The sequence below is a fragment of the Shewanella sp. SM74 genome (assembly GCF_025653725.1).
Classification (GTDB): Bacteria; Pseudomonadota; Gammaproteobacteria; order Enterobacterales; family Shewanellaceae; genus Shewanella; species Shewanella oncorhynchi.
The window spans coordinates 68,202-89,169 of sequence record NZ_JAKKRZ010000011.1 but is presented as its reverse complement, the minus strand read 5'-3'; the positions used below and the strand labels follow the sequence as shown (position 1 = coordinate 89,169).

General features: G+C 46.9%; 18 protein-coding genes. 13 read left to right on the top strand and 5 right to left on the bottom strand.

The window, feature by feature from the left end:
- Positions 1–61 precede the first annotated feature (61 nt).
- The 5 genes from L5M49_RS12970 to L5M49_RS12950 all read left to right on the top strand — a co-directional run bounded on the left by L5M49_RS12970 (position 62) and on the right by L5M49_RS12950 (position 7,330).
- A complete protein-coding gene (locus L5M49_RS12970) occupies positions 62–484 on the top strand; it encodes a hypothetical protein (RefSeq protein ID WP_263145655.1) in 423 nt (140 codons plus the stop codon).
- 328 nt (positions 485–812) lie between these two features.
- Positions 813–2,306 carry a TolC family protein gene (locus tag L5M49_RS12965; protein WP_263175259.1) on the top strand — a complete coding sequence of 498 codons (1,494 nt, stop codon included), beginning with the start codon at positions 813–815 and terminating at the stop codon, positions 2,304–2,306.
- Positions 2,307–2,316: 10 nt separating this feature from the next.
- Positions 2,317–3,582, top strand: a complete 1,266-nt coding sequence (locus L5M49_RS12960) for an efflux RND transporter periplasmic adaptor subunit (protein ID WP_263266213.1) — start codon at positions 2,317–2,319, stop codon at positions 3,580–3,582.
- A gap of 29 nt (positions 3,583–3,611) precedes the next feature.
- Positions 3,612–6,836: an efflux RND transporter permease subunit gene (locus L5M49_RS12955; protein WP_173496248.1), complete on the top strand. Its 3,225-nt coding sequence runs from the start codon at positions 3,612–3,614 to the stop codon at positions 6,834–6,836.
- A 170-nt stretch (positions 6,837–7,006) separates the two neighbouring features.
- Positions 7,007–7,330, top strand: a complete 324-nt coding sequence (locus L5M49_RS12950; RefSeq protein WP_025008611.1) for an antibiotic biosynthesis monooxygenase family protein — start codon at positions 7,007–7,009, stop codon at positions 7,328–7,330.
- 77 nt (positions 7,331–7,407) lie between these two features.
- Here L5M49_RS12950 and mscL read toward each other — a convergent pair whose 3' ends face one another.
- Positions 7,408–7,818 carry a large-conductance mechanosensitive channel protein MscL gene (mscL, locus tag L5M49_RS12945; protein ID WP_105250328.1) on the bottom strand — a complete coding sequence of 137 codons (411 nt, stop codon included), beginning with the start codon at positions 7,816–7,818 and terminating at the stop codon, positions 7,408–7,410.
- Between the two features lie 203 nt (positions 7,819–8,021).
- Complete coding sequence (locus tag L5M49_RS12940) at positions 8,022–8,966, bottom strand: LysR family transcriptional regulator (protein WP_173496249.1); 945 nt, start codon at positions 8,964–8,966, stop codon at positions 8,022–8,024.
- Positions 8,967–9,060: 94 nt separating this feature from the next.
- On the opposite strand from L5M49_RS12940, the gene L5M49_RS12935 reads away from it, so the two are divergent.
- The 4 genes from L5M49_RS12935 (at position 9,061) to L5M49_RS12920 (ending at position 12,793) form a co-directional block, all read left to right on the top strand.
- Positions 9,061–10,119 (top strand): HlyD family secretion protein, encoded by a 1,059-nt coding sequence (locus L5M49_RS12935; protein WP_219234765.1) that lies wholly within the window; start codon positions 9,061–9,063, stop codon positions 10,117–10,119.
- Between the two features lies 1 nt (position 10,120).
- Positions 10,121–11,749: a DHA2 family efflux MFS transporter permease subunit gene (locus L5M49_RS12930; RefSeq protein WP_263266212.1), complete on the top strand. Its 1,629-nt coding sequence runs from the start codon at positions 10,121–10,123 to the stop codon at positions 11,747–11,749.
- A 162-nt stretch (positions 11,750–11,911) separates the two neighbouring features.
- Positions 11,912–12,367 (top strand): GNAT family N-acetyltransferase, encoded by a 456-nt coding sequence (locus L5M49_RS12925; protein WP_263266211.1) that lies wholly within the window; start codon positions 11,912–11,914, stop codon positions 12,365–12,367.
- 99 nt (positions 12,368–12,466) lie between these two features.
- Complete coding sequence (locus L5M49_RS12920) at positions 12,467–12,793, top strand: putative quinol monooxygenase (protein ID WP_263145443.1); 327 nt, start codon at positions 12,467–12,469, stop codon at positions 12,791–12,793.
- Between the two features lie 401 nt (positions 12,794–13,194).
- Here L5M49_RS12920 and L5M49_RS12910 read toward each other — a convergent pair whose 3' ends face one another.
- Positions 13,195–14,832 (bottom strand): lactate permease LctP family transporter, encoded by a 1,638-nt coding sequence (locus L5M49_RS12910; protein WP_263266210.1) that lies wholly within the window; start codon positions 14,830–14,832, stop codon positions 13,195–13,197.
- Positions 14,833–15,400: 568 nt separating this feature from the next.
- On the opposite strand from L5M49_RS12910, the gene L5M49_RS12905 reads away from it, so the two are divergent.
- From L5M49_RS12905 to L5M49_RS12895, 3 genes are all read left to right on the top strand, one after another.
- Entirely contained in the window at positions 15,401–15,637 is a 237-nt protein-coding gene (locus tag L5M49_RS12905; protein WP_028761824.1) for a thioredoxin family protein, read from the top strand.
- A 346-nt stretch (positions 15,638–15,983) separates the two neighbouring features.
- The gene (locus L5M49_RS12900) at positions 15,984–16,853 is read left to right on the top strand and encodes a DUF2927 domain-containing protein (RefSeq protein ID WP_263266209.1); all 870 of its coding nucleotides are present in this window, start codon (positions 15,984–15,986) and stop codon (positions 16,851–16,853) included.
- 117 nt (positions 16,854–16,970) lie between these two features.
- Complete coding sequence (locus L5M49_RS12895) at positions 16,971–18,410, top strand: MBL fold metallo-hydrolase RNA specificity domain-containing protein (RefSeq protein WP_263235848.1); 1,440 nt, start codon at positions 16,971–16,973, stop codon at positions 18,408–18,410.
- A gap of 194 nt (positions 18,411–18,604) precedes the next feature.
- Here L5M49_RS12895 and L5M49_RS12890 read toward each other — a convergent pair whose 3' ends face one another.
- Positions 18,605–19,960 carry a flavohemoglobin expression-modulating QEGLA motif protein gene (locus L5M49_RS12890; RefSeq protein ID WP_105250320.1) on the bottom strand — a complete coding sequence of 452 codons (1,356 nt, stop codon included), beginning with the start codon at positions 19,958–19,960 and terminating at the stop codon, positions 18,605–18,607.
- Between the two features lie 319 nt (positions 19,961–20,279).
- Between L5M49_RS12890 and L5M49_RS12885 the strand changes: the two genes are divergently transcribed.
- Positions 20,280–20,453, top strand: coding sequence for a hypothetical protein (locus tag L5M49_RS12885; RefSeq protein WP_263266208.1), 174 nt, complete (start codon positions 20,280–20,282; stop codon positions 20,451–20,453).
- Positions 20,454–20,500: 47 nt separating this feature from the next.
- Here L5M49_RS12885 and L5M49_RS12880 read toward each other — a convergent pair whose 3' ends face one another.
- Entirely contained in the window at positions 20,501–20,677 is a 177-nt protein-coding gene (locus L5M49_RS12880; protein WP_006079984.1) for a PA3496 family putative envelope integrity protein, read from the bottom strand.
- Between the last annotated feature and the right edge of the window lie 291 nt (positions 20,678–20,968).

Below are 20,968 nucleotides of genomic sequence, written 5' to 3'. Positions count from 1 at the left end.
GTTATCCGTTATTTGCTATAGGTGATATTTGAATTCTACCGCTAAGCCATTTTTTACTCGAATGGTGACCCTACTGATAGCCATTATCGTGCTGCAATTTGCCGGCGCGAATTTGGGTGCGCATCAATTACATGCGGGCAATGGTGCGGAAGAAGCTGAGAATCATCCCCATCTGCAATTTAGTGCTCAAGTGACCACTTTGGCCCAATGTGTCGATTGCGTTTGTCCAAGCGAGCAAGCCTTCGGTTTTGCGGACTCCACGGGTGAAAACCAAAGCAGCGGATTTCATTCCCACTTAGTTAAAACCACTGAAATACAAGATTTTGACCTATGCCTCGACTGCCAATGCCATGGCGGTCATGTGGCACTGTTATCTCAGGCAGTGAGTCAGCCTGTACAGGCGTTAGAAAGCGTCTATCTGCCTACCGATGTATCCTATTTTCCGCCTGAAAATTTACCTAAATACCGCCCTCCTATCGCTTAATTCTCCAATATTCGGCTTATTTCTCGGCCTAGGACGATTGATTCATCTGATTGGATCTCATTCTATTTTGCCGTGTGATAAGCCCGTTATGTTCATCCCCCAAAAGATACGCTTGAACTGATGCTCGCAGCGTTAACTGTTGGAGCCGTCATTGGCTTTTTAGCCGTTACTGTATTGCTTGGCGGGATGATTCGATCGGCGCTTATTTGCCATGCCCAGAACGATATGATTGCTTTGCATTGAGCTATTTAAATGAAGCTCACATTTAGCCGTTTCGCTTTGGGCGCAAAAGCCAGCCGATCCACATTCGATATTGTTAGGATTTGCGATGAAAAAAACGATTCTCGCCCGTACTTTAGTTTGTCTATTTAGATCGGGCTTGTTTAGCTGTGGGTTAGTATTGGCCGCCGGATTGGTAGCCTTTGCCCTCGCGGCAGAAAATGACTCTCTTGAAGTCAACGTCCTTGAAGTCAAGGTCCTTGAAACCAAAGCCTCTGAAGCTAATGCCCCTGAAATCAAAGCCGCTGAAGTTGAGGCATTTAAGGCGCAATCACTGGGCTTACCCGCCAAAGAAACCGACACGGCACATGTCAACTTTGGCCAATGGTTGCCTGAGTTACTCACACAGTTCAATCAGTTACCTGAAGTTCAGGCACAGCTTGTAAGGCAGCAACAGGCCAAACTGGCCATTCAGGCGGCAGATCGCGCTGTGTATAACCCAGAACTTGGGCTTAATTATCAAAATGCTGATACAGATGCTTATAGCTTAGGGCTGAGTCAAACCCTCGATTGGGGTGACAAGCGCGGCGTGGCGACACAGCGTGCCGAGCTTGAAGCGCAAATCCTTTTAGCAGACATAGGGTTAGAGCGTAGCCAAATGTTGGCCGAACGCTTACTGGCCTTGGCAGAACAGGCGCAAAGCCGTAAGGCGCTGACCTTTGCCGAGCAGCAATTAAGGTTCACCAAGGCGCAGCTCAATATTGCTGAGCAGCGATTGGCGGCGGGGGATTTGTCTAACGTCGAGCTGCAATTGATACAACTCGAAGTCGCCTCTAATACTGCCGACTACGCCTTAGCCGAGCAGGTGGTCTTAGTGGCCGATGGCAAAGTAATTGAATTACTTGGGGATAATAATTTCGCTTTTAGTGAGTTTATCAAAGAGATCCATTTCTTTGTGACTCAGGCTAAGCAAGCGCCAGCGGCCGAGTTGGGCACCTCTACATCAGCCTTGCCAGCACTGGCGAGTGCTTATCAGCAAGTGCTGCTCGCCAGAGTTAATGTCATGCAAGTCAAAGCGGAAGCTTCGGCTGACCCGACTATTAGCCTAGGCGCTGAAAAGGAAGGCACGGACAATAAGCTCGGTGTCGGCGTGTCGATTCCTCTACAAGTTCGCAATAACTACAGTGAGTTGCAAGCCGTAGCCGATAAGGGCATCGCTATCGCGGAGCAAGGCTATCTTGCCCGTGAGCGAGTGCTTACCGCTAAGCAGAAACAATTCCTCTATGCGTTACCGCGTTTACTCGAACGTTACCAAGACTGGCGCGAGTTAGTGCAAGTGTCAGGTGCTAAAGCCGCTAAATCCTTAAGCCAACAATGGCAGGCGGGGGATGTGAGTACTAGCGAGTACTTACAGAGCCGTCGTCAGTTAGCCGCCAGTTATTTGGTGGGCTTAAACCTAGAAACGGCTATCTATCAAAGTTGGTTAACTTGGATGGGCGAAAGCGGCCAGCTTATGCCTTTTATCGAAAAGCTCATTATAGAAAAGCTAAATGCAGCACCTTCGATAACATCTAATGCCGCCGCACGCACAGTAAACCCATGAGGTCACAATAATGAATTCAAATACTCACCACGAAAATATCCTTCAACTGGATGCTGTAACGACGTCTGAAAAGCGTCGGTTTAACCTATCAAAAATTGCGCTCGCATTATTCGTGCTGAGCACGCTGGCATTTCTCGCTCAGCCTGTATTGGCTGGCGGTGATCACGCACCCGTCGTTAAGGAAAGCGGCGATTCGGTAACGCAAACGGCGCCGACGGATGAACACGGCGAACAAGCGCTGAAATTGACCGAAGCGCAGCAAGCCTTGGCGGGGATTAGCTTATTACCTTTGTCGAGCGATAGCTTGAACCTAGCCAATTTGAATCTCGATATTAGGGCGACGGCGACCTTAGTGGTGGATCGCGATCGAACCGCGACCCTTGCGCCGCAGCTCGATGTGCGTGTGTTGGCGCGCCATGTGGTGCCGGGACAAGAAGTGAAAAAAGGTGAGCCTTTACTTACCTTGGGTGGCGCCGCCGTTGCGCAGGCACAGGCGGACTACATCAATGCAGCCGCCGAATGGAGCCGAGTCAAACGCATGAGTGAAGGTGCGGTTAGCGTCAGTCGGCGGATGCAGGCGCAGGTGGATGCCGAACTTAAACGGGCGATTTTAGAGGCAATTAAGATGACGCCTGCGCAAATTCGTGCACTGGAATCGACGCCTGAAGCCATAGGCAGTTATCAACTCTTAGCGCCAATTGACGGCCGAGTGCAGCAGGATATCGCCATGCTAGGTCAAGTTTTTAGCGCGGGCACATCCTTAATGCAACTGACCGATGAATCCTATTTATGGGTTGAGGCGCAGTTAACCCCAACTCAAACTACGCATATCCAGGTTGGCAGTTCAGCTTTAGTGCAAGTAGGGGATAAGACGTTGGCGGGCAAGATCATCGGTCGCTCCCATGAACTCGACAGCGTAACGCGCACCGAGCAAGTGCTGGTGAGTATGCACAATCCTGATCATGTGTTGCATGCGGGGCAATTTGCTGAACTCTATTTTGCTGGCTCTACTACCGATCCAAACGGCAGTGGCATAGTGCTGCCCGATACGGCGTTGACCCGTGGCGGCGATGGCGATTGGCAGATTTTTATTCAAGATGAGGATGGCTTCGAGTCCATTGAGGTAGAAGTGGTGCAGCGTCAACGTGGTCTGAGTCTAGTGCGTGGACCTGAGCTTGAAAAAGCCCAACAGGCACAGCTCAATGTTGTGGTGGCTGGCGCGTTCTTCTTGGCATCCGAGCAGGCGAAAGCGGGCTTTGATATTCACGCCCACTAATATGAGCGCCCTTATTTTGGAGATTTTCTATGTTGCAAAAGTTAATCGAAGCCGCGATTAAAAATCGGCTGTTAGTGGTATTGGCTCTGCTCGCCGTGATTGTGGGCTGTGTGGCCATGTTACCTAAGTTGAATCTCGATGCCTTTCCTGATGTGACTAACGTGCAAGTGACCATCAATACAGCGGCCGAAGGCTTAGCTGCAGAAGAGGTGGAAAAACTTATCAGTTATCCGGTGGAATCGGCCATGTACGCCTTGCCAGCTGTGACTGAGGTGCGCTCGTTATCGCGTACCGGCTTGTCGATTGTGACTGTGGTATTTGCCGAGGGGACGGATATTTACTTCGCTCGTCAGCAAGTGTTTGAACAGTTGCAGGCGGCGCGGGAGATGATCCCAAGCGGCGTCGGAGTGCCGGAAATCGGCCCCAATACCTCGGGATTAGGGCAGATTTATCAGTATATTCTGCGTGCAGAACCTAACTCTGGCATTAATGCCGCCGAGCTGCGTAGCTTAAATGATTATCTGGTGAAGTTGATATTGATGCCCGTGGGCGGCGTGACTGAAGTCTTGTCTTTTGGTGGCGATGTGCGCCAATACCAAGTGCAGGTCGACCCGAATAAACTGCGTGCCTATGGCTTGTCTATGGCGCAGGTGACAGAAGCGCTAGAGAGCAATAACCGCAACGCTGGCGGTTGGTTTATGGACCAAGGCCAAGAGCAACTTGTGGTGCGCGGCTATGGCATGTTGCCCGCAGGAGACGCTGGATTAACGGCGATCGCGCAGATCCCTCTGACCGAAGCCAGCGGCACGCCAGTGCGTATTGGCGATATCGCTCAGGTGGATTTCGGCAGCGAGATCCGTGTCGGGGCTGTGACTATGACGCGCCGCGATGAATCAGGCCAAGTGCAAAATCTCGGTGAGGTGGTGGCTGGTGTCGTGCTCAAACGCATGGGGGCAAACACTAAGGCGACGATTGACGATATTGGTGCACGGGTGAGCCTTATTGAGCAGGCCTTGCCCGATGGCGTGTCCTTTGAGGTGTTTTACGACCAAGCGGATCTGGTCGATAAGGCTGTGACCACAGTGCGCGATGCGCTGCTAATGGCCTTTGTGTTTATCGTGGTGATCTTGGCGTTGTTCCTCGTCAATATCCGTGCGACCTTGTTGGTGTTGCTGTCGATTCCAGTGTCTATCGGGCTCGCGCTTATGGTGATGTCCTATTATGGTCTGTCGGCAAACCTGATGTCGCTCGGCGGCTTAGCAGTGGCGATTGGTATGTTAGTCGATGGCTCTGTGGTGATGGTAGAGAATATTTTCAAACACTTAACCCAACCGGATCGCCGCCATTTACCTGAGGCGAGGGCGCGTGCCGATGGTGAGGACGATCCCTATCACAGTGAGGAGGATGGCGCTAAAGCCAGTGGTGATGTCAGCGAATCGAATATGGTTATTCGGATAATGCTCGCGGCAAAAGAGGTGTGTAGTCCAATCTTCTTCGCCACCGCCATTATTATCGTCGTATTTGCGCCGCTGTTTGCACTCGAAGGCGTTGAAGGCAAGCTGTTCCAGCCGATGGCGGTCAGTATTATTTTGGCTATGATGTCGGCGCTGCTGGTGGCGCTGATCGCCGTGCCAGCCCTTGCCGTGTATCTGTTTAAGCGCGGTGTGATGCTTAAACAAAGTGTTATTTTAGCGCCACTGGATGCCGCTTATCGCAAGTTACTGACGGCAACGCTTGCTAGGCCAAAGGTGGTGATGCTCAGCGCCTTGGTGATGTTCGGCTTGAGTCTATTATTGCTACCAAGGCTGGGTACCGAATTTGTGCCTGAACTGGAGGAAGGCACGATTAACTTGAGGGTGACGCTGGCACCGACGGCGAGTTTAGGTACTTCGCTTCAAGTAGCACCTAAGCTTGAGGCTATTTTGCTAGCATTTCCCGAGGTGGAATATGCCCTGAGCCGCATTGGTGCACCTGAATTGGGCGGCGATCCCGAGCCTGTGAGTAATATTGAAGTCTATATTGGCTTGAAACCGATAGCAGAGTGGCAGTCGGCAAGCTCGCGTTTGGAACTGCAACGCTTGATGGAGGAAAAGCTCAGCGTGTTCCCTGGACTCTTGTTGACCTTTTCGCAGCCGATTGCGACTCGGGTAGATGAATTACTTTCGGGGGTAAAAGCCCAGTTAGCGATCAAAATCTTCGGCCCAGATTTAGCAGTATTGTCACAGAAAGGCCAAGCGCTTACCGATCTTGTCGCGAAAATCCCCGGTGCCGTGGATGTGTCGCTTGAGCAAGTGAGCGGTGAGGCGCAATTAGTCGTGCGCCCCAAACGCGAGCTATTGGCGCGTTACGGCATCAGTGTCGATCAAGTGATGAGCCTCGTCAGCCAAGGCATTGGCGGCGCGAGTGCAGGGCAAGTGATCGATGGCAATGCCAGATACGACATCAATGTGCGACTCGCGGCCGAATTTCGCCAAAGCCCTGATGCGATTAAAGACTTATTACTCAGTGGTACAAATGGCGCCACAGTGCGCTTAGGGGAAGTCGCCAGCGTCGAAGTGGAAATGGCGCCGCCGAATATTCGCCGTGACGATGTGCAGCGCCGTGTTGTGGTGCAGGCCAACGTGGCGGGACGCGATATGGGCTCGGTTGTAAAAGATATTTATGCTCTAGTGCCAAAGGCGGATTTGCCTGCGGGATATACAGTGATCATTGGCGGCCAATATGAGAATCAGCAGCGAGCGCAGCAAAAGTTGATGCTAGTGGTGCCGATTTCTATCGCTTTGATTGCCTTGTTGTTGTACTTCTCCTTTGGTTCATTCAAGCAAGTGTTGCTCATCATGGCGAACGTGCCCTTAGCTTTGATTGGCGGCATAGTGGCCCTGTATGTCAGTGGCACTTATTTATCTGTGCCTAGCTCTATTGGCTTTATCACTCTATTTGGGGTAGCGGTGCTCAACGGTGTGGTGCTGGTGGATTCGATTAATCAGCGCAGGCAAAGCGGCGAAGCACTCTATGATTGTGTTTATGAGGGCACGGTTGGGCGTTTACGGCCGGTATTGATGACGGCACTGACCTCGGCCTTAGGTTTGATCCCGATTTTATTGTCATCGGGTGTCGGCAGTGAGATCCAAAAGCCCTTGGCAGTGGTGATTATCGGTGGCTTGTTTAGCTCGACGGCGCTGACCTTACTCGTCTTGCCGACCTTGTATCGCTGGTTATATCGCGGCGATAAGCGCATTGATGAGCTCGGTTAATCACAAGTAAGCCGTCATCGTGGGCAATAACTTGTTATGTTTCGGGTTATTGCCTTCGTTGTAGACAGGGTTATCACATTGACTAAAACTCTAAAAATCAGTGAGCTAAAGAGTGATAGATGGGCTAGTCTTAGAGTCGACATTAAGGACATTCATTTCTGGAGAACATTATGATTGCGGTAATTTTTGAAGTCATCCCGACAAAGGAAGGGAAGGAAGAGTATCTGCACGTGGCGGCTGAAATGCGCCAATATTTAGAAGGCCGCAAGGGATTGATTTCGATCGAACGTTTTCAGAGCCTAACCGACGATGGCAAAGTACTGAGCCTGTCGTTCTGGGAGGACCAAGCTTCCATCACCCAATGGCGTAATCAGATGGCCCACAGCATTGCTGAGCAAACGGGTATAGTGCCCTGTTTGTTTAACTCTTATCGCATTCGGGTGGCAGAAGTAGTGCAAGATTACAGTGAAACTGTGCATGTTGAAGCTGAGTAATCACTTATCTCGCTGATGTAAAAAACAAAACCCATCTCTAGAGATGGGTTTTTTATGCGTGACACTCAAGTTTGAGATTATTTTTCTTGTTGAGCTTTCAATAGATCGCGGATTTCAGACAGCAACTCTTCTTCTTTGGTCGGTGCTGGTGGCGCTTTAGGCGCATCTTCTTCCTTGCGTTTTAGGGTGTTAATGGCTTTTAAACCCATAAAAATGGCGAAGGCGATAATCGTAAAGTCGATAATAGTCTGAATGAATTTGCCATAGGCAATGACCACAGAAGGCGCATCGCCTTGAGCTGCCTGTAGCACTATGCTCAAATCACTAAAATTCACGCCGCCTAGGATGATGCCAATTGGTGGCATGATGACATCGGCCACGAAGGACGAGACGATTTTGCCGAATGCGGCACCTATGATAATACCAACGGCCATGTCGATCACATTGCCACGGGACGCAAAAGCCTTGAACTCTTTAATTAAGCTCATTAGGTTTCCTCCAAAATTGAGATTAAATGTTAAATTTTATTGTGCAAACTGTATCAGGAAAACCTAAGGTCTTTTGCAGCCTGTTACCTTGCCAAGCTTATAGGGGCTTATGGATTAAGGCAATTCTGACATAGAGGATTTATCCTCAAGGCAATGATTTACACTTTACAAAGTAACAATTGTTACTGTTTGGGGTATTCGATTTATTCATCTAGATCGGCATGGCCGATAAAATCAGGGACTTCTAAGACTTGCGATCCCCAACGTTTAAATAGGGAGCTATAGATGAATTCGATAAAGACGCGGTATTTTCGCGGTAGATACGCCCGCTGTGGATAGCTAAGCACTACCTTAGTTTGCACCATTGGATAGTCATCTAGTAGCGGGATTAAATCGCCCTTTTCTAATGCGACTTGGGCTATGATGGACGGCACCGCTGTGATCCCAAGCCCCGCAATGGCGGCCTCGCGAGCGAGGGTGACATTGTTTACCGTCAGTTGAGTCTTGGGCTCGGCGACAATCCAAGTTTTACCATCGAATAATTTCCACGCACCTTCGATATGCGCCGACTGCAAGCGAATCGCTTTATGTTTGGCTAAGTCCTGTGGCACCTTGGGCGTTCCATGGGCAGCTAAATAAGCTGGGCTTGCCATGAGCGATTTATGGGCGTTGACTAAGGCATAGCTTTGCAGGCGAGTGTCACCCGAATCGGCAATTTGAAATAACAGATCGATGCCTTCTTCTATTACATCGACCTTACGGTTGGTGAGTTCAGCCTCTATGGTGATTTCGGGATAAAGCGTTAAAAACTGCGCGAAAATAGGCCCTAAAAACAATTGGCCTAATTCAATTGGGCAGACAATTTTTAGATTGCCTTTAATCAATTGCTGTTGGGCGCTGAGCTGATTTTCAGCGCTCTGCAGATCGGTGAGGATCTTATTGATCCTGTTGTAATAACTCGATCCTGCTTCGGTGAGTTTTAGGGCTCTGGTGGTGCGAAACAGCAGTTGTGTGCCGGTATCGGCTTCGAGCTCGGCTATCTTGCGACTGACGGTTGCCTTAGTGAGCCCAAGGGCTTTGGCGGCACCCGTAAAGCTGCCTTGCTCGACCACTTGAGCGAAAATTTGCACGCGATTGAGATCCATCATTGTTACACCTGTGAAACAGTGGGTTAATTTTTTACTGACTAATAAACTTAGTGAGACAGTAGTACACTAGATATCACTAATCAAGGAGTCATTCATGTCCAAAAGTAAACTCATTATCGCCGTTCCACTGTTACTCGCTGCAGTTGCGGGAGGCGGTTATTACTGGTGGACACAGGTACGTTTTATCGAAACCACTGATAACGCTTATGTTGAGGCCGATATTTCCCATATCAGCGTGAAAGTACCCGGCTACGTTGTGTTAAGCGATGTAACCGATAACCAGCATGTGCAAAAGGGTGAGTTATTAGCTCAGCTAGAAGATAACCAGTTTAGTGCCAAAGTGAGTCAAGCCGAAGCCTCACAGGCGAGTGCGAAGGCGGACTTGCAAACCTTAGCTGCAAAGGTGGAGTTGCAACGGGCGTTAATCACTCAAGCCAGCGCAGGCGTGGTGGCGGCAAAGGCCGATAAAATACGGGCACAACAACAATTGAGCCGTTCAAAAAAGCTTAAAGTCAGTAATTACAGCTCCCAAGATGATGTCGATCAACTACAGGCCGGATTTGATTCTGCCGCCGCCCGTCTCGATGAAGCTCAAGCCGTGTTAGTGGCAAAGCAACGTGAGTTAGCGGTTTTTAATGCCCAATTAGATCAGGCGGGTTCTGTGGTTGAACAGGCCAATGCGACTTTAGAACTGGCGAAAATTCAGTTAAATGATACCCGTGTGACCGCACCTTTTTCTGGGGTGATTGGTAAACGTGGCGCTATGGTGGGGCAGTACGTGCAGCCCGGCCAAGCACTCTACAGTTTGGTTCCGGATGGGGCTGTGTGGATCACGGCGAACTTTAAAGAGACCCAGATCCAACATATGCAACCAGGACAGTCGGTGCAGGTCAGTCTCGATGCGTTTCCCGACAAAACCTTTATAGGTGTTATCGATAGTCTGTCACCGGCGTCCGGAGCCAAATTCAGTCTACTGCCTGCGGAAAACGCCACAGGTAATTTCACTAAAATCGTGCAGCGTATTCCCGTGCGTATTCGCTTAGATTTGTCTGAGGAAGAAGCACACATGCTACCGGGCTTAAGTGCGGTCGTGAAAGTGGATACGGCGTCGGGTACTGCAATATCGGCAATCGCTGCAAATACAGGTCGTTAGTATGAGCGCAACTGGCTCTATCACTGCGTCTGCCGATATGGAGGCGCAGGGCATCAGTGTACCTAGAAAGCCTACCGATTATGAGCGTGGCAGTCGCCGTTCATGGATTGCGGTATTTGGTGGTTTGATCGGCGCCTTTATGGCGATCCTCGATATTCAAATCACTAATGCATCGATGAAGGAGATTCAAGGCAGCCTTGGGGCAACGCTCGAAGAAGGCAGTTGGATTTCAACCGCGTATCTGGTTGCTGAGATGATCGCGATCCCGCTCTCTGGCTGGCTCAGCACGGGATTGTCGGTCAGGCGTTATCTGTTATGGACCACGGCTGCTTTTATCTTTGCTTCTGTGCTTTGCTCAATCGCGTGGAACTTAGAGGCCATGATCGCCTTTCGGGCGCTACAGGGCTTTTTTGGTGGTGCGCTTATTCCGTTAGCCTTTAGGCTTATTCTTGAGTTTTTACCCGATAACAAACGTGCCGTCGGCATGGCGTTATTTGGCGTGACGGCGACTTTTGCGCCTTCAATCGGCCCGACCTTAGGCGGTTGGTTGACCGAGCAATTTAGCTGGCATTATCTGTTTTATATCAATGTGCCACCGGGTTTGTTGGTGATGGCCATGTTGGCCTACGGTTTAGAGAAGCAGTCGGTCGTTTGGGATAAGCTGAAGAATGTCGATCTGGCGGGCATAGTCACTATGGCGCTGGGGATGGGTTGCCTTGAAGTGGTGCTCGAAGAAGGTAACCGCAAGGACTGGTTTGGTTCAGAACTCATTCGTAATCTGGCCATTATTGCCGTCGTGAATCTGGTGTTGTTTGTTTGGATCCAGTTAAGGCGTAAAGATCCGTTAGTGAATTTGCGCCTGCTCGGTAAGCGTGATTTTGTGCTCTCCACCGTGGCGTATTTTTTACTGGGGATGGCACTATTCGGCGCTATTTACTTGATCCCGCTTTATCTATCACAAGTCCATGATTACACACCGTTAGAGATTGGTGGCGTGATTATGTGGATGGGATTTCCGCAGCTATTGGTCTTGCCCTTAGTGCCGAAATTGATGGAGCGCTTCGATAGTCGTTATCTCGCTGCCTTTGGCTTTTTAATGTTCGCCATTAGCTATTACATGAATAGCCAGATGACCGCAGATTATGCCGGACCGCAGATGATCGCCTCGCAAGTAGTGCGGGCATTAGGTCAGCCTTTTATTCTGGTGCCAATTGGAATGCTTGCGACCATGCATTTAAAACCCCATGAAAATGCCTCGGCATCGACGGTATTAAACGTGATGCGTAACTTAGGTGGTGCTTTTGGTATCGCGCTGGTGGCGACCCTGACTGACACTTTGTCGCGCGGGCATTTGGCTCATATTAAGGAATCTTTACCCGCAGTGAGCACACAAGCACAGGATTATTTAACCCAAAGCGCAAGCATGTTGCAGGCGGGAGGTTCTGATCCCTATACCGCCGCCGCGCAGGCGAAAGCTTTACTGGGCAAAACCATGAGTCAGCAAGCTTATATTCAGGCCTATAACGATGTGTTTTACATCATGGGCGCTCTGCTACTCATCGCCGTATTCGCTGTGCTGCTGATCCGTAAACCGACAGGGCCTGTGGCCCACGATGCCATGGTTGAGTAATAACGTTTTTCGTTATCCTGTTGTTGCCATAGATTTCCCCAGATCTATTGGTTTGCGCAACAGTTTTGCGCCTTAGTCCTCACGGATTAAGGCGCTTTTTTATGGTCTTTATGCTGTGGTAGACTCAAAGCTCTTTTTCGATGATTTGCAGAGGGATATCGTTTGCAGTGGCAAAATCTTACATTTAATCAATTAAATGCCAATAGGCTATACGACATATTGAAGCTAAGAGTCGATGTGTTTGTGGTAGAGCAGTCCTGTGCGTATCCAGAGCTTGACGATAAGGATAGGCACCCAGAAACCCAGCATTTATTCGGCTTATCGTCAGACGGGGAACTGCTTGCCTACGCGCGTATTTTGCCGCCGGGATTGAGTTATCCAGAGGCGAGTATCGGCCGTGTGGTGGTATCGCCAGCGGGACGAGGCAAAGGACTGGCCATGCCTTTAATGCAGCACGCCATTGAATCGGCACTGACGACATGGCCCGAAGCGGGGATCCAAATTGGCGCCCAAGATTACCTCAAAGCTTTCTATCAAAAACTCGGCTTTGTCGCCTGCTCTGAGATGTATTTAGAAGATGGTATTCCCCATTTAGATATGCGCTACCAATCAGCATAAGCGGCTATCAATATGAGTTATCTACATCAATTATCAACATAAGCGATCAACAAAAGCTAGGCACATAAACATTCAACATTAAGCCAATAAGGAACTGAGATGTCGACTTCAACGGACTATAAAATCAATCAACAGCAAATTGCCTGCGTGGCGAGTTTTCTGGCTAAAGAGGGCAAAACCGAAGCGTTGATCGCGGCGCTCGCGAGCCTTATTCCTGATACGCGCCGCGAAGCGGGTTGTATTCGTTACGAACTCAATGTGAGCCGTGATGAACCACGCCGTGTGACGTTTGTAGAGAAGTTTGTCGATATTGCCGCCTTTGATGAGCACTGCGCTAAAGATGCAATTCAACACTATTTCCACCAAGTTATGCCCGAATTAGTCGAGTCATACCATGTGGAAACCTATCATCAAGTGATTGTTTAACCATGAGATAAACGATTAGGAGCTTGCAGTGTTGATTAACGCTATCGAGCCAGTATTTAGATCTCTATCCGAATGGATCCCATTGATACTGCAAGTGACTAATGGCCGCAGCTGGAACCATTGCACTTTAACTCTTTAGTGCTAAAAGGCGTATTAGGTAAGGATAAGGCAAAGTTGCTGGCTTAAGTTGCATTTGTCATCAATGTACCGAGTAGTTATCTACGACAAGAATGACAACCTAGACTTTGATTGTATGACTTCACTGGGATTAATAAAGCTGCCTTGCTACTTTGCTTAATTGAACCCATTCGAATTTCATCGCAGAGTGAGTTTTATATCCATTCCAATCTAAAAAGCCGAGTGGTTTATCACTCGGCTTTTAATATATCTTAGATATCGCTTTATTTAGTGAAAAACACTAATGTCCAAGGGACTACGTATGCTTGGAGTACTGTGATCACGCCAATGAAAGTACAGAAAAATAGACTGTGCTTTAGCGTAAAGCGGAAAAGATCTGATTCTTTACCTGCCAATCCCGTTGCAGCGCAAGCAACGGCAATAGATTGTGGCGAAATCATTTTGCCCGTTACTCCTCCCGTAGTGTTTGCGGCGACTAATAACTCCGGTGTTACACCTATTTGGTTTGCTGTATTGGCTTGCAGCGCGCCAAATAGGGCATTTGATGAGGTGTCTGAACCTGTTAAAAACACACCTAACCAACCTAAGAATGGTGAGAAGAAGGGGAATGCCACGCCAGTGCCAGCGAGCACGAGTGCTAAGGTTGAAGATAGACCTGAATAGTTAGCGACAAAGGCAAATGCTAATACTAATCCAATCGACAATATCGGGAATTTTAATTCAATTAAAGTGTCTTTAAAGGATGTCAGTGCATTACTTACTGACATTTTAAGGACCACAATTGAGATCATTGCTGCGATTAAAATGGCTGTTCCAACAGCGCCTAATAAATTAAGTTTATATATTGCTGCATAAGGGGTTTCCTTAGCGACAATAGGTGCACTTTTGATAATGAGATTATGTAAGTAAGGTACTTCAATACTGATAGTGGCAAAACTTAATGCCAGTTGTACATCTTTAAGACTCCACAGGGTTACAATCGCTGTGAGAATAATAAAGGGAGACCATGCTTTAAATATCTGGCTATTAGAAAAAGTAGATTTAGGGGTAGTAACTCTTTGTTTCATTCCTGAGAAAGTGAATATTTCTTTTGGTTGCCAGACTTTTAAAAATAACGTTAAACAAATTAGACTGACTAACGCCGAAGTAATATCGGGTAATTCGGGGCCGATAAAGTTTGAGGTCAAAAATTGGGTAATCGCAAATGAAACGCCTGCTACTAATGTTGCGGGCCAAGTTTGACGTATTCCCCTGATGCCATCCATCATTGCGATGAGCCAGAAGGGGACAATAATCGATAAAATTGGCAACTGACGGCCAGCGAGTTGTCCAATATGGAATGGGTCTAGTGATGAAACCTGACCTGCTACGATAATTGGGATACCCATAGCTCCAAAGGCGACGGGTGCCGTATTTGCGATTAAGCAAAGTCCTGCTGCATACAATGGATTGAATCCAAGCCCGACAAGTAACGCAGCTGTAATAGCAACAGGTGCCCCAAAACCAGCAGCACCTTCGAGGAAGGCTCCAAATGAAAAGCCAACCAATAGCATTTGTAATCGTTGATCTTCCGTGACTGAGATGACTGACGAGCGAATAACCTCAAATTGACCTGTTTTAACGGTGATTTTATATAAAAATACTGCGGTAATAATAATCCAAGCAATTGGCCATAGCCCATAACTAAAACCATATATAGCAGAAGCAAGCGCGATACTAATAGGCATTTTGTAGGCGAGTATCGCGACTGCTAAGGCAATTAATAAGGTTAATGCCCCAGCGATATAGCCTTTAAGTTTTAACACAGTTAAGGCTAGGAAGAAAAACACAATAGGCAGTAAAGCAACCATTGCGGTTAGCCACAAGCTACCGAGTGGCGTGTATGTTTGGGTCCAGGTCATAGGGAGGTTTCCGTAATTGTTATAATATGTTGATAAATCGTGTCGCAGCCGCAACATAGCAGATACTAGTGTTTAGTGATGTAGGATCAATCTTAAATGTTGCAATAAGTGATATGGGTCACGAGATGTGTGGATAAATGATGACGGGGAAATACCTAAATAATAATCAAGTAAAATATTGACTGTTTTAGCTATATTCACCAAGCATCTAATTTAGGTTGCATTAATATTTATTGTGTTATCAAGATTATTTTTTGTGAGTCGTGAAATTAACTAGAGTATTGTGATTTTATGAAAAACTAGGCTGTACTGATTTAGTTTTTTGGTAGTGTTTATAACAGATGGTTTATAAATATTTGTTTATCTTTAGAGATAGAAATTAATAGCAATCAATACAATACAACTGATAATGCAGTTATCTTATTGTGGCATGAATTGAGCTATAGATGTTGCCATACTCTTGTCTATGAGTTTGCTTGGCTGGAAATTTACCTTGCTATATGTGGCTGCGAGTATGACAGTAGGTTGAAATTTTTAATTTTGCAGCACAGTTCGTTGAGGAAGTAACATGAAACAAGTCAAAGTATTAGGCAGTGGTTGCGCTAAATGTAGCAAAACCGCTGAGATGATTGCGGACATATCAGAAGAAATGGGTGTGGATGTGATTGTAAAAAAGGACACAGATCCTCAAAGCCTATTGAAATTTAAAGTGATGAAAACCCCTGCGGTAGTGATCGATGGTGAGCTCATACATAGCGGCTCAGTACCGACGCGCGATGAAGTTGAGGGGTGGTTAAGGGACTAGAGCTCGCTGACTCGCTGAATAGTTGCACGGAGTATGCTCGTTAGAAAGCGCTTAAGCTAAAAATGCACACCATTGTCATCCTGAATCCTTGGCAATGGTGGTGTAATATCATCAGTATACGATTAATGATATTAAATATAATGTGTTTAAAAACAATGCATTGATGCTTTGTGTAGTAATTTTATTATGGGGTTTTATTGGCTACTGTTTAGTCAGCATTGCATTATCTGGGCGAGTTTATTAAGTCTATGTTGTATGAGGTTGTTTGCAGATTTCGACTTCTTTTATCAGTATCACTGCTATGATTTTGATTCAGTGACCTCGTCAAGTTGCGGGATGAGTGCCAATGCAAAAGTGGCTTAGGGTATTAACACGTTTCTACAGTTGGTTATTTTTTACTGTACGTCGGTTTCGTTTAGGGCTTTTTCTAACGCTAAGTTTATTAGCTTTACCTTTATTTGCTGCTCAAACATCTCCCAGATTAACCCAAGTATTAACGCCCGCTACGGATTGGAAAAACTCCGCTTATATCACCCAAGCATTTAGTGAAGTCGCCCTACAAAATGAGTATGACCTTGCTAAACATAGCGTGCGTAAGTGGCGCATACCGGTACGAGTGTTTATTGAGCATCAAGTGGGTGATAAGGCGCTGCACACTCAATTAGTGTTGATGCACTTAACACACTTAGGCCAGATCACCGGCCTCGATATTCAACGGGTCGATACGCTCTCAGAGGCGAATCTGCACTTAGTGTTTACCCGTCAATCCCTATGGGCAAGTGAGGTGATGCGCTTAATGGGACCTAGCTCGGCGAAAAATGTCCATGGCTCTGTGTGTATGGCAAAGTTTGCTCTCAATTCACGGCAAGAGATTGAACGTGCTTGGATTATTATTCCTGTAGATCAAGCCAAAATGCACGGTAAGTTAGTGGCTTGCGTAGTGGAAGAGATTACCCAAGTGCTTGGTTTACCCAATGATTCAGAGAAAGTATTTCCCTCCATCTTTAACGACAAAACCCCGCAGGACTTACTCACCGGGCTCGATTTCATTTTGCTTAAATTACTCTATAGCCCAAGTATTAGCGCTGGAATGACGGCCGCAGAGGTCAAGCAGCCTTTGCAGATCTTGCTCGAACAATGGCTGCGCGATGGCACTATTGCTAACGCTGGCAAAACGGTACGTCAAGGTCAGTTGTACCCATTGTTAGGTTATTGATGACTAAGCATTACAGCTAAAGTTGACATTGCTCGCACGTGACTAATTAATCCTTTTTGTTTTAGGAATAAGGGCATAGTCTATCTTTATATGAGATAAACACCTTGGAGGGACACCATGCGAATGACATTGCAGTTTTTAGGGGCGACAGAGGAAGTGACGGGTTCGTGTCATTTACTCTCGGTTGATCATGAACACTTATTGCTCGACTGTGGTTTGATCCAAGGCGGTAAATCTGATGAGTTGCGTAATCATGATCCCTTCGCATTTGATCCTGAGTCTATTTCTGCTGTCGTGCTTAGCCATGCCCATATCGATCATTCTGGGCGTTTACCACTCTTAGTCAAAGCGGGTTTTGATGGGCCTATTTACACCCATAAAGCCACGGCAGAGCTGTGCGCCATCATGCTCAAAGATGCGGCTATGCTGCAGACCCGCGATACCGAAAGAGTCAATAAAAAGCGTGCTAAACATGATCTTGACCCCCTAGAACCGCTATTCACCGTTGAAGATGCTGAACTTGCGATAACCCAATTTGTACCATTGGAATACGGTCAAGTGATTCGGGTTATTCCCCATGTGGATATTTGCCTCTCAGATGCAGGGCATATTTTAGGTTCCGCTTTAGTCGAGTTGTGGTTAGGTGAGGGCAAATCCCAGAAGAAAATCGTCTTCAGTGGCGATCTTGGCCGTGCAGGTATGCCGATTTTACGTAATCCTACCTTAGTGGATACGGCAGATTTAGTCTTAATGGAAAGCACCTATGGCAATCGTTTTCACCGCAGTTGGACGGATACCTTAGCTGAATTGAAAGCCATTTTTGCTAAGACAGTCAACGAGAGCCAAGGCAATATATTGCTCCCTGCTTTTTCGGTTGGACGAGCACAGGAGTTATTATATCTATTTCATTTATATGCTAAAGAATGGGATCTCGGCCGTTGGAAAATCTGCCTAGATAGTCCGATGGCAATTGAGGCGACCCGCGTTTACGTTAATAATTATCCGCTGATGGATGAGGACTTTAAACGCTTTACCCGCCAACATCCTGGGCAGCATCCGCTGTTGTCGAATGTCGAATTTATCCAAACGACCGAAGAGTCGATAGCGCTGAACGACGTGCATAAGGGATTGATCATTATTGCAGGGAGCGGCATGTGTAACGGTGGACGTATTCGTAGCCATTTAGAGCATAATCTATGGCGCCCAGAATGTGATGTGATTATTTGTGGCTATCAAGCGCTTGGAACACCGGGGCGCGCCCTCGTCGATGGCGCTGAGGAACTGTCTATTCATGGTAACAGCATTAAAGTCGCGGCTAAGTTACACACAGTGGGTGGACTTTCAGCCCATGCGGATCAAGCAGAGTTATTACGTTGGTATCACCATTTTGAAGGCCAACCGCCGTTAATTTTAGTCCATGGAGAACCCGAGGCGCAGCATGGATTAGTCGATGTGATTAACCAAGATCCTCAGACTAAACCAAAGGCTATAGCAATTGCGACCCAGGGTGATCGATTGGATTTAAATGCACTGCCGCAGTTAGTGTGGAAGCCTTAAAAGAGTTGAAAGTGCAAGTTCAAAAGTTGGGTGGAAATGCCATTATCTTCTACACGTGTGGCAAAGCGAGCTCGCGATGAGTTGTATTTTGAATGTAATGGTGAAGGTTTTTCTATCGAAGATTAGCGTTTAGTTTTATAAAAAAGCTCACATAGTTGTGAGCTTTTTTATTTTAAATCAATCAGGTTACTGTATTAGTCAGAGTTGTTGTCAAATTCAGTATCATCGAGTAACTCAAAGGTCGGGACGACATTCGGTACGTCTTTAAATAAGCGAGTGAAATGGCGCTGTACACCTTTCAAATCGATTCCTGCTAAACCTGATGCAAAACCAAACCAAGCATAAAGACCACTAAAGTTATCAAACATGGGCGGTAGATATTTAGGCGTAGTCAGAATGCCCTCTTGGCAAGCTTGGTATAACACGGGGATATCTTCAATCGCCAATTTACCGAGGAATAGCATAGGGATGAGTTCAGGAAGGCCTGAGGTTATGGCGCTGCGGATAAAGTTAATGTTTTCCACATAGCCACGCACATAGGAAATATCCTTAGTGAAGAAACTGCCGCCTTCCACCATACCACCACGGAAAACCCTTTGGGTGACACGGTAACTGTCTGTCGCACTTAGATTCAATCCTCTGAAATAATTGAATACCTCTATAAAGTCAGCACCATTTTCAGCCATATCGACCGCGGCAACACGGTCACTAATTCGCCGAGCCCGTCCTGGATTTGAACTTAGCGTCAGCATTTCCAGTAAAACGGCTAGACCTTCTTGGGTTGCTGCTACGCGGGGAGAACCGACACTGAGCCAAGTGGCGTGGGGTTGAGCTCGGCCGTTTAGCGTCGTGCCGACATGCACCCAACCTTCGTGAACTTCATATACATTAAGATCCGATTCGCTGAACATTGCTTTGCTATTGAGCTTAACGGTATCGCCACCGACTGCAGCGTCAGAGACGATACCGTCACTTAGGCGTACACGCATATCATCGCTATGGAAGTACTTTTCTAAACGTTGGCTGAGCACGTTAACCGCTTCTGGCGCGCTAATAATTTTAGGGTGATGTTTATTCATGTGCCTCGCTGCGGGCAGCGAGAAAATGTAGCTGAGTTTATCGCCTAACTGGCGCAAGGTATGGCGATCGCCATGCAGTTTATGGCTAGCACTGCCGTACAATTCTTGGCTGAGCTTACCAAAGGTTGGCGTGCCTCTGTTCCCCAACATATCGATGACAAGGCGATACTGATCGACGTTTGCCACTAATATTTTGCCGAGTTTGTCTCGTTTACCCAAACGTCTATGGATGTCCTGTTTTAGGGAGGCTAGCTCAGCTTGGGTTTTAACAGGATCAAAAGGTAAAGCAATGTTTTGATAGAACTCTTGCTTGATAGCCGGAAGTACCGTGCCCTTATTGGAGAGAAAACGTTCCTCCATTTCCCGCGGCCATTTAATGGCATCTAAGATTTTTATTGGCGTTTGAATGCGAATTAATTCATCGGAAAAACGGCGTAGATCTTGTTGATATTGGGCTAACGACTCAGACATTCCCGTATATCCTGCAGGTAATTTCAGCGAGAGAGATGTGGCTAATCATAGCCTTAAACCTCATTTATTCATATTGATTCGCAGGCTAGCTGAGAAAATATACCGATTAAATAAATTAGCTGTTATCGATTTTGTGAATCATTTTGGTGCACTTGTTATAATTCTAGCGCTATGTCTATGGGACATAAATAAGTAACCATCTGTTTAATAATATTTTATTGATATGACATTAAAGCTGCTTTGTTCTTGATATAGAAATAGATTGATTGGAGCAAAGCATGACAGTGATGAGTTATTTGAGTGTGTTAAGGCTGAATGCTTGTTAATCAAAACTCAAGCTGACAAGAGTGGTAAAAATGACCGTGATGACGCGATATTAAATCTGGAGATTAGTGAGCTGAAGCAGAGTCACACCCAGCATTATTGGCTGGGTGAGATATTCGATTTTAGTGGCCAAAACTCAGTGAGTTCGACACAAATGATCACCGACTGAGATCATCATCCCATCATTTTGACCACGAGATAGCGAGATAGAATTGGCTAGAAAAAATCGTCATCTCCCAATGCACGTTTTAACTCCGCCCGCTCGAGGTAGTCTTCTAAACGCTTTTTGACTTCGCGTCTATGCTGCATTGCCTCAGCGGCTTTGCTGTTTCTTGGTGTGGTCATTGCCTCAAGTTCAGTATCGTTGGGCACGACTTCAGTAATATGAGCCATAACGAATTCCTCTTGTTGTTCCTAACGACTTTCTAACTAAAAAGAGTATGGTAGAAAAGCAAATAATTTTGTGAGTTAGGGTGAAAAATTCTTCCCGTGAGTCGGATGATTCAGCTCACTGCTGTTTGGCGTCGGCCCGAGACAGCAATTGAATATTTGATTAATTTAGTTTTTGCTTATTTTGTGATTAAGAGCACGGTATAGTCATAGATATATTCGGGTTAATTCCGAGTTAAATAGTAGGATAAACTTGAATTTAGTCATAATTACAACAACACTTGTACCAGTGTT

Coding starts and splice junctions, on each gene's coding strand:
- L5M49_RS12970 (WP_263145655.1), top strand. CDS start 62: ATGGTGACCCTACTGATAGCCATTATCGTGCTGCAATTTGCCGGCGCG.
- L5M49_RS12965 (WP_263175259.1), top strand. CDS start 813: ATGAAAAAAACGATTCTCGCCCGTACTTTAGTTTGTCTATTTAGATCG.
- L5M49_RS12960 (WP_263266213.1), top strand. CDS start 2,317: ATGAATTCAAATACTCACCACGAAAATATCCTTCAACTGGATGCTGTA.
- L5M49_RS12955 (WP_173496248.1), top strand. CDS start 3,612: ATGTTGCAAAAGTTAATCGAAGCCGCGATTAAAAATCGGCTGTTAGTG.
- L5M49_RS12950 (WP_025008611.1), top strand. CDS start 7,007: ATGATTGCGGTAATTTTTGAAGTCATCCCGACAAAGGAAGGGAAGGAA.
- mscL (WP_105250328.1), bottom strand. CDS start 7,818: ATGAGCTTAATTAAAGAGTTCAAGGCTTTTGCGTCCCGTGGCAATGTG.
- L5M49_RS12940 (WP_173496249.1), bottom strand. CDS start 8,966: ATGATGGATCTCAATCGCGTGCAAATTTTCGCTCAAGTGGTCGAGCAA.
- L5M49_RS12935 (WP_219234765.1), top strand. CDS start 9,061: ATGTCCAAAAGTAAACTCATTATCGCCGTTCCACTGTTACTCGCTGCA.
- L5M49_RS12930 (WP_263266212.1), top strand. CDS start 10,121: ATGAGCGCAACTGGCTCTATCACTGCGTCTGCCGATATGGAGGCGCAG.
- L5M49_RS12920 (WP_263145443.1), top strand. CDS start 12,467: ATGTCGACTTCAACGGACTATAAAATCAATCAACAGCAAATTGCCTGC.
- L5M49_RS12910 (WP_263266210.1), bottom strand. CDS start 14,832: ATGACCTGGACCCAAACATACACGCCACTCGGTAGCTTGTGGCTAACC.
- L5M49_RS12905 (WP_028761824.1), top strand. CDS start 15,401: ATGAAACAAGTCAAAGTATTAGGCAGTGGTTGCGCTAAATGTAGCAAA.
- L5M49_RS12900 (WP_263266209.1), top strand. CDS start 15,984: ATGCAAAAGTGGCTTAGGGTATTAACACGTTTCTACAGTTGGTTATTT.
- L5M49_RS12895 (WP_263235848.1), top strand. CDS start 16,971: ATGCGAATGACATTGCAGTTTTTAGGGGCGACAGAGGAAGTGACGGGT.
- L5M49_RS12890 (WP_105250320.1), bottom strand. CDS start 19,960: ATGTCTGAGTCGTTAGCCCAATATCAACAAGATCTACGCCGTTTTTCC.
- L5M49_RS12880 (WP_006079984.1), bottom strand. CDS start 20,677: ATGGCTCATATTACTGAAGTCGTGCCCAACGATACTGAACTTGAGGCA.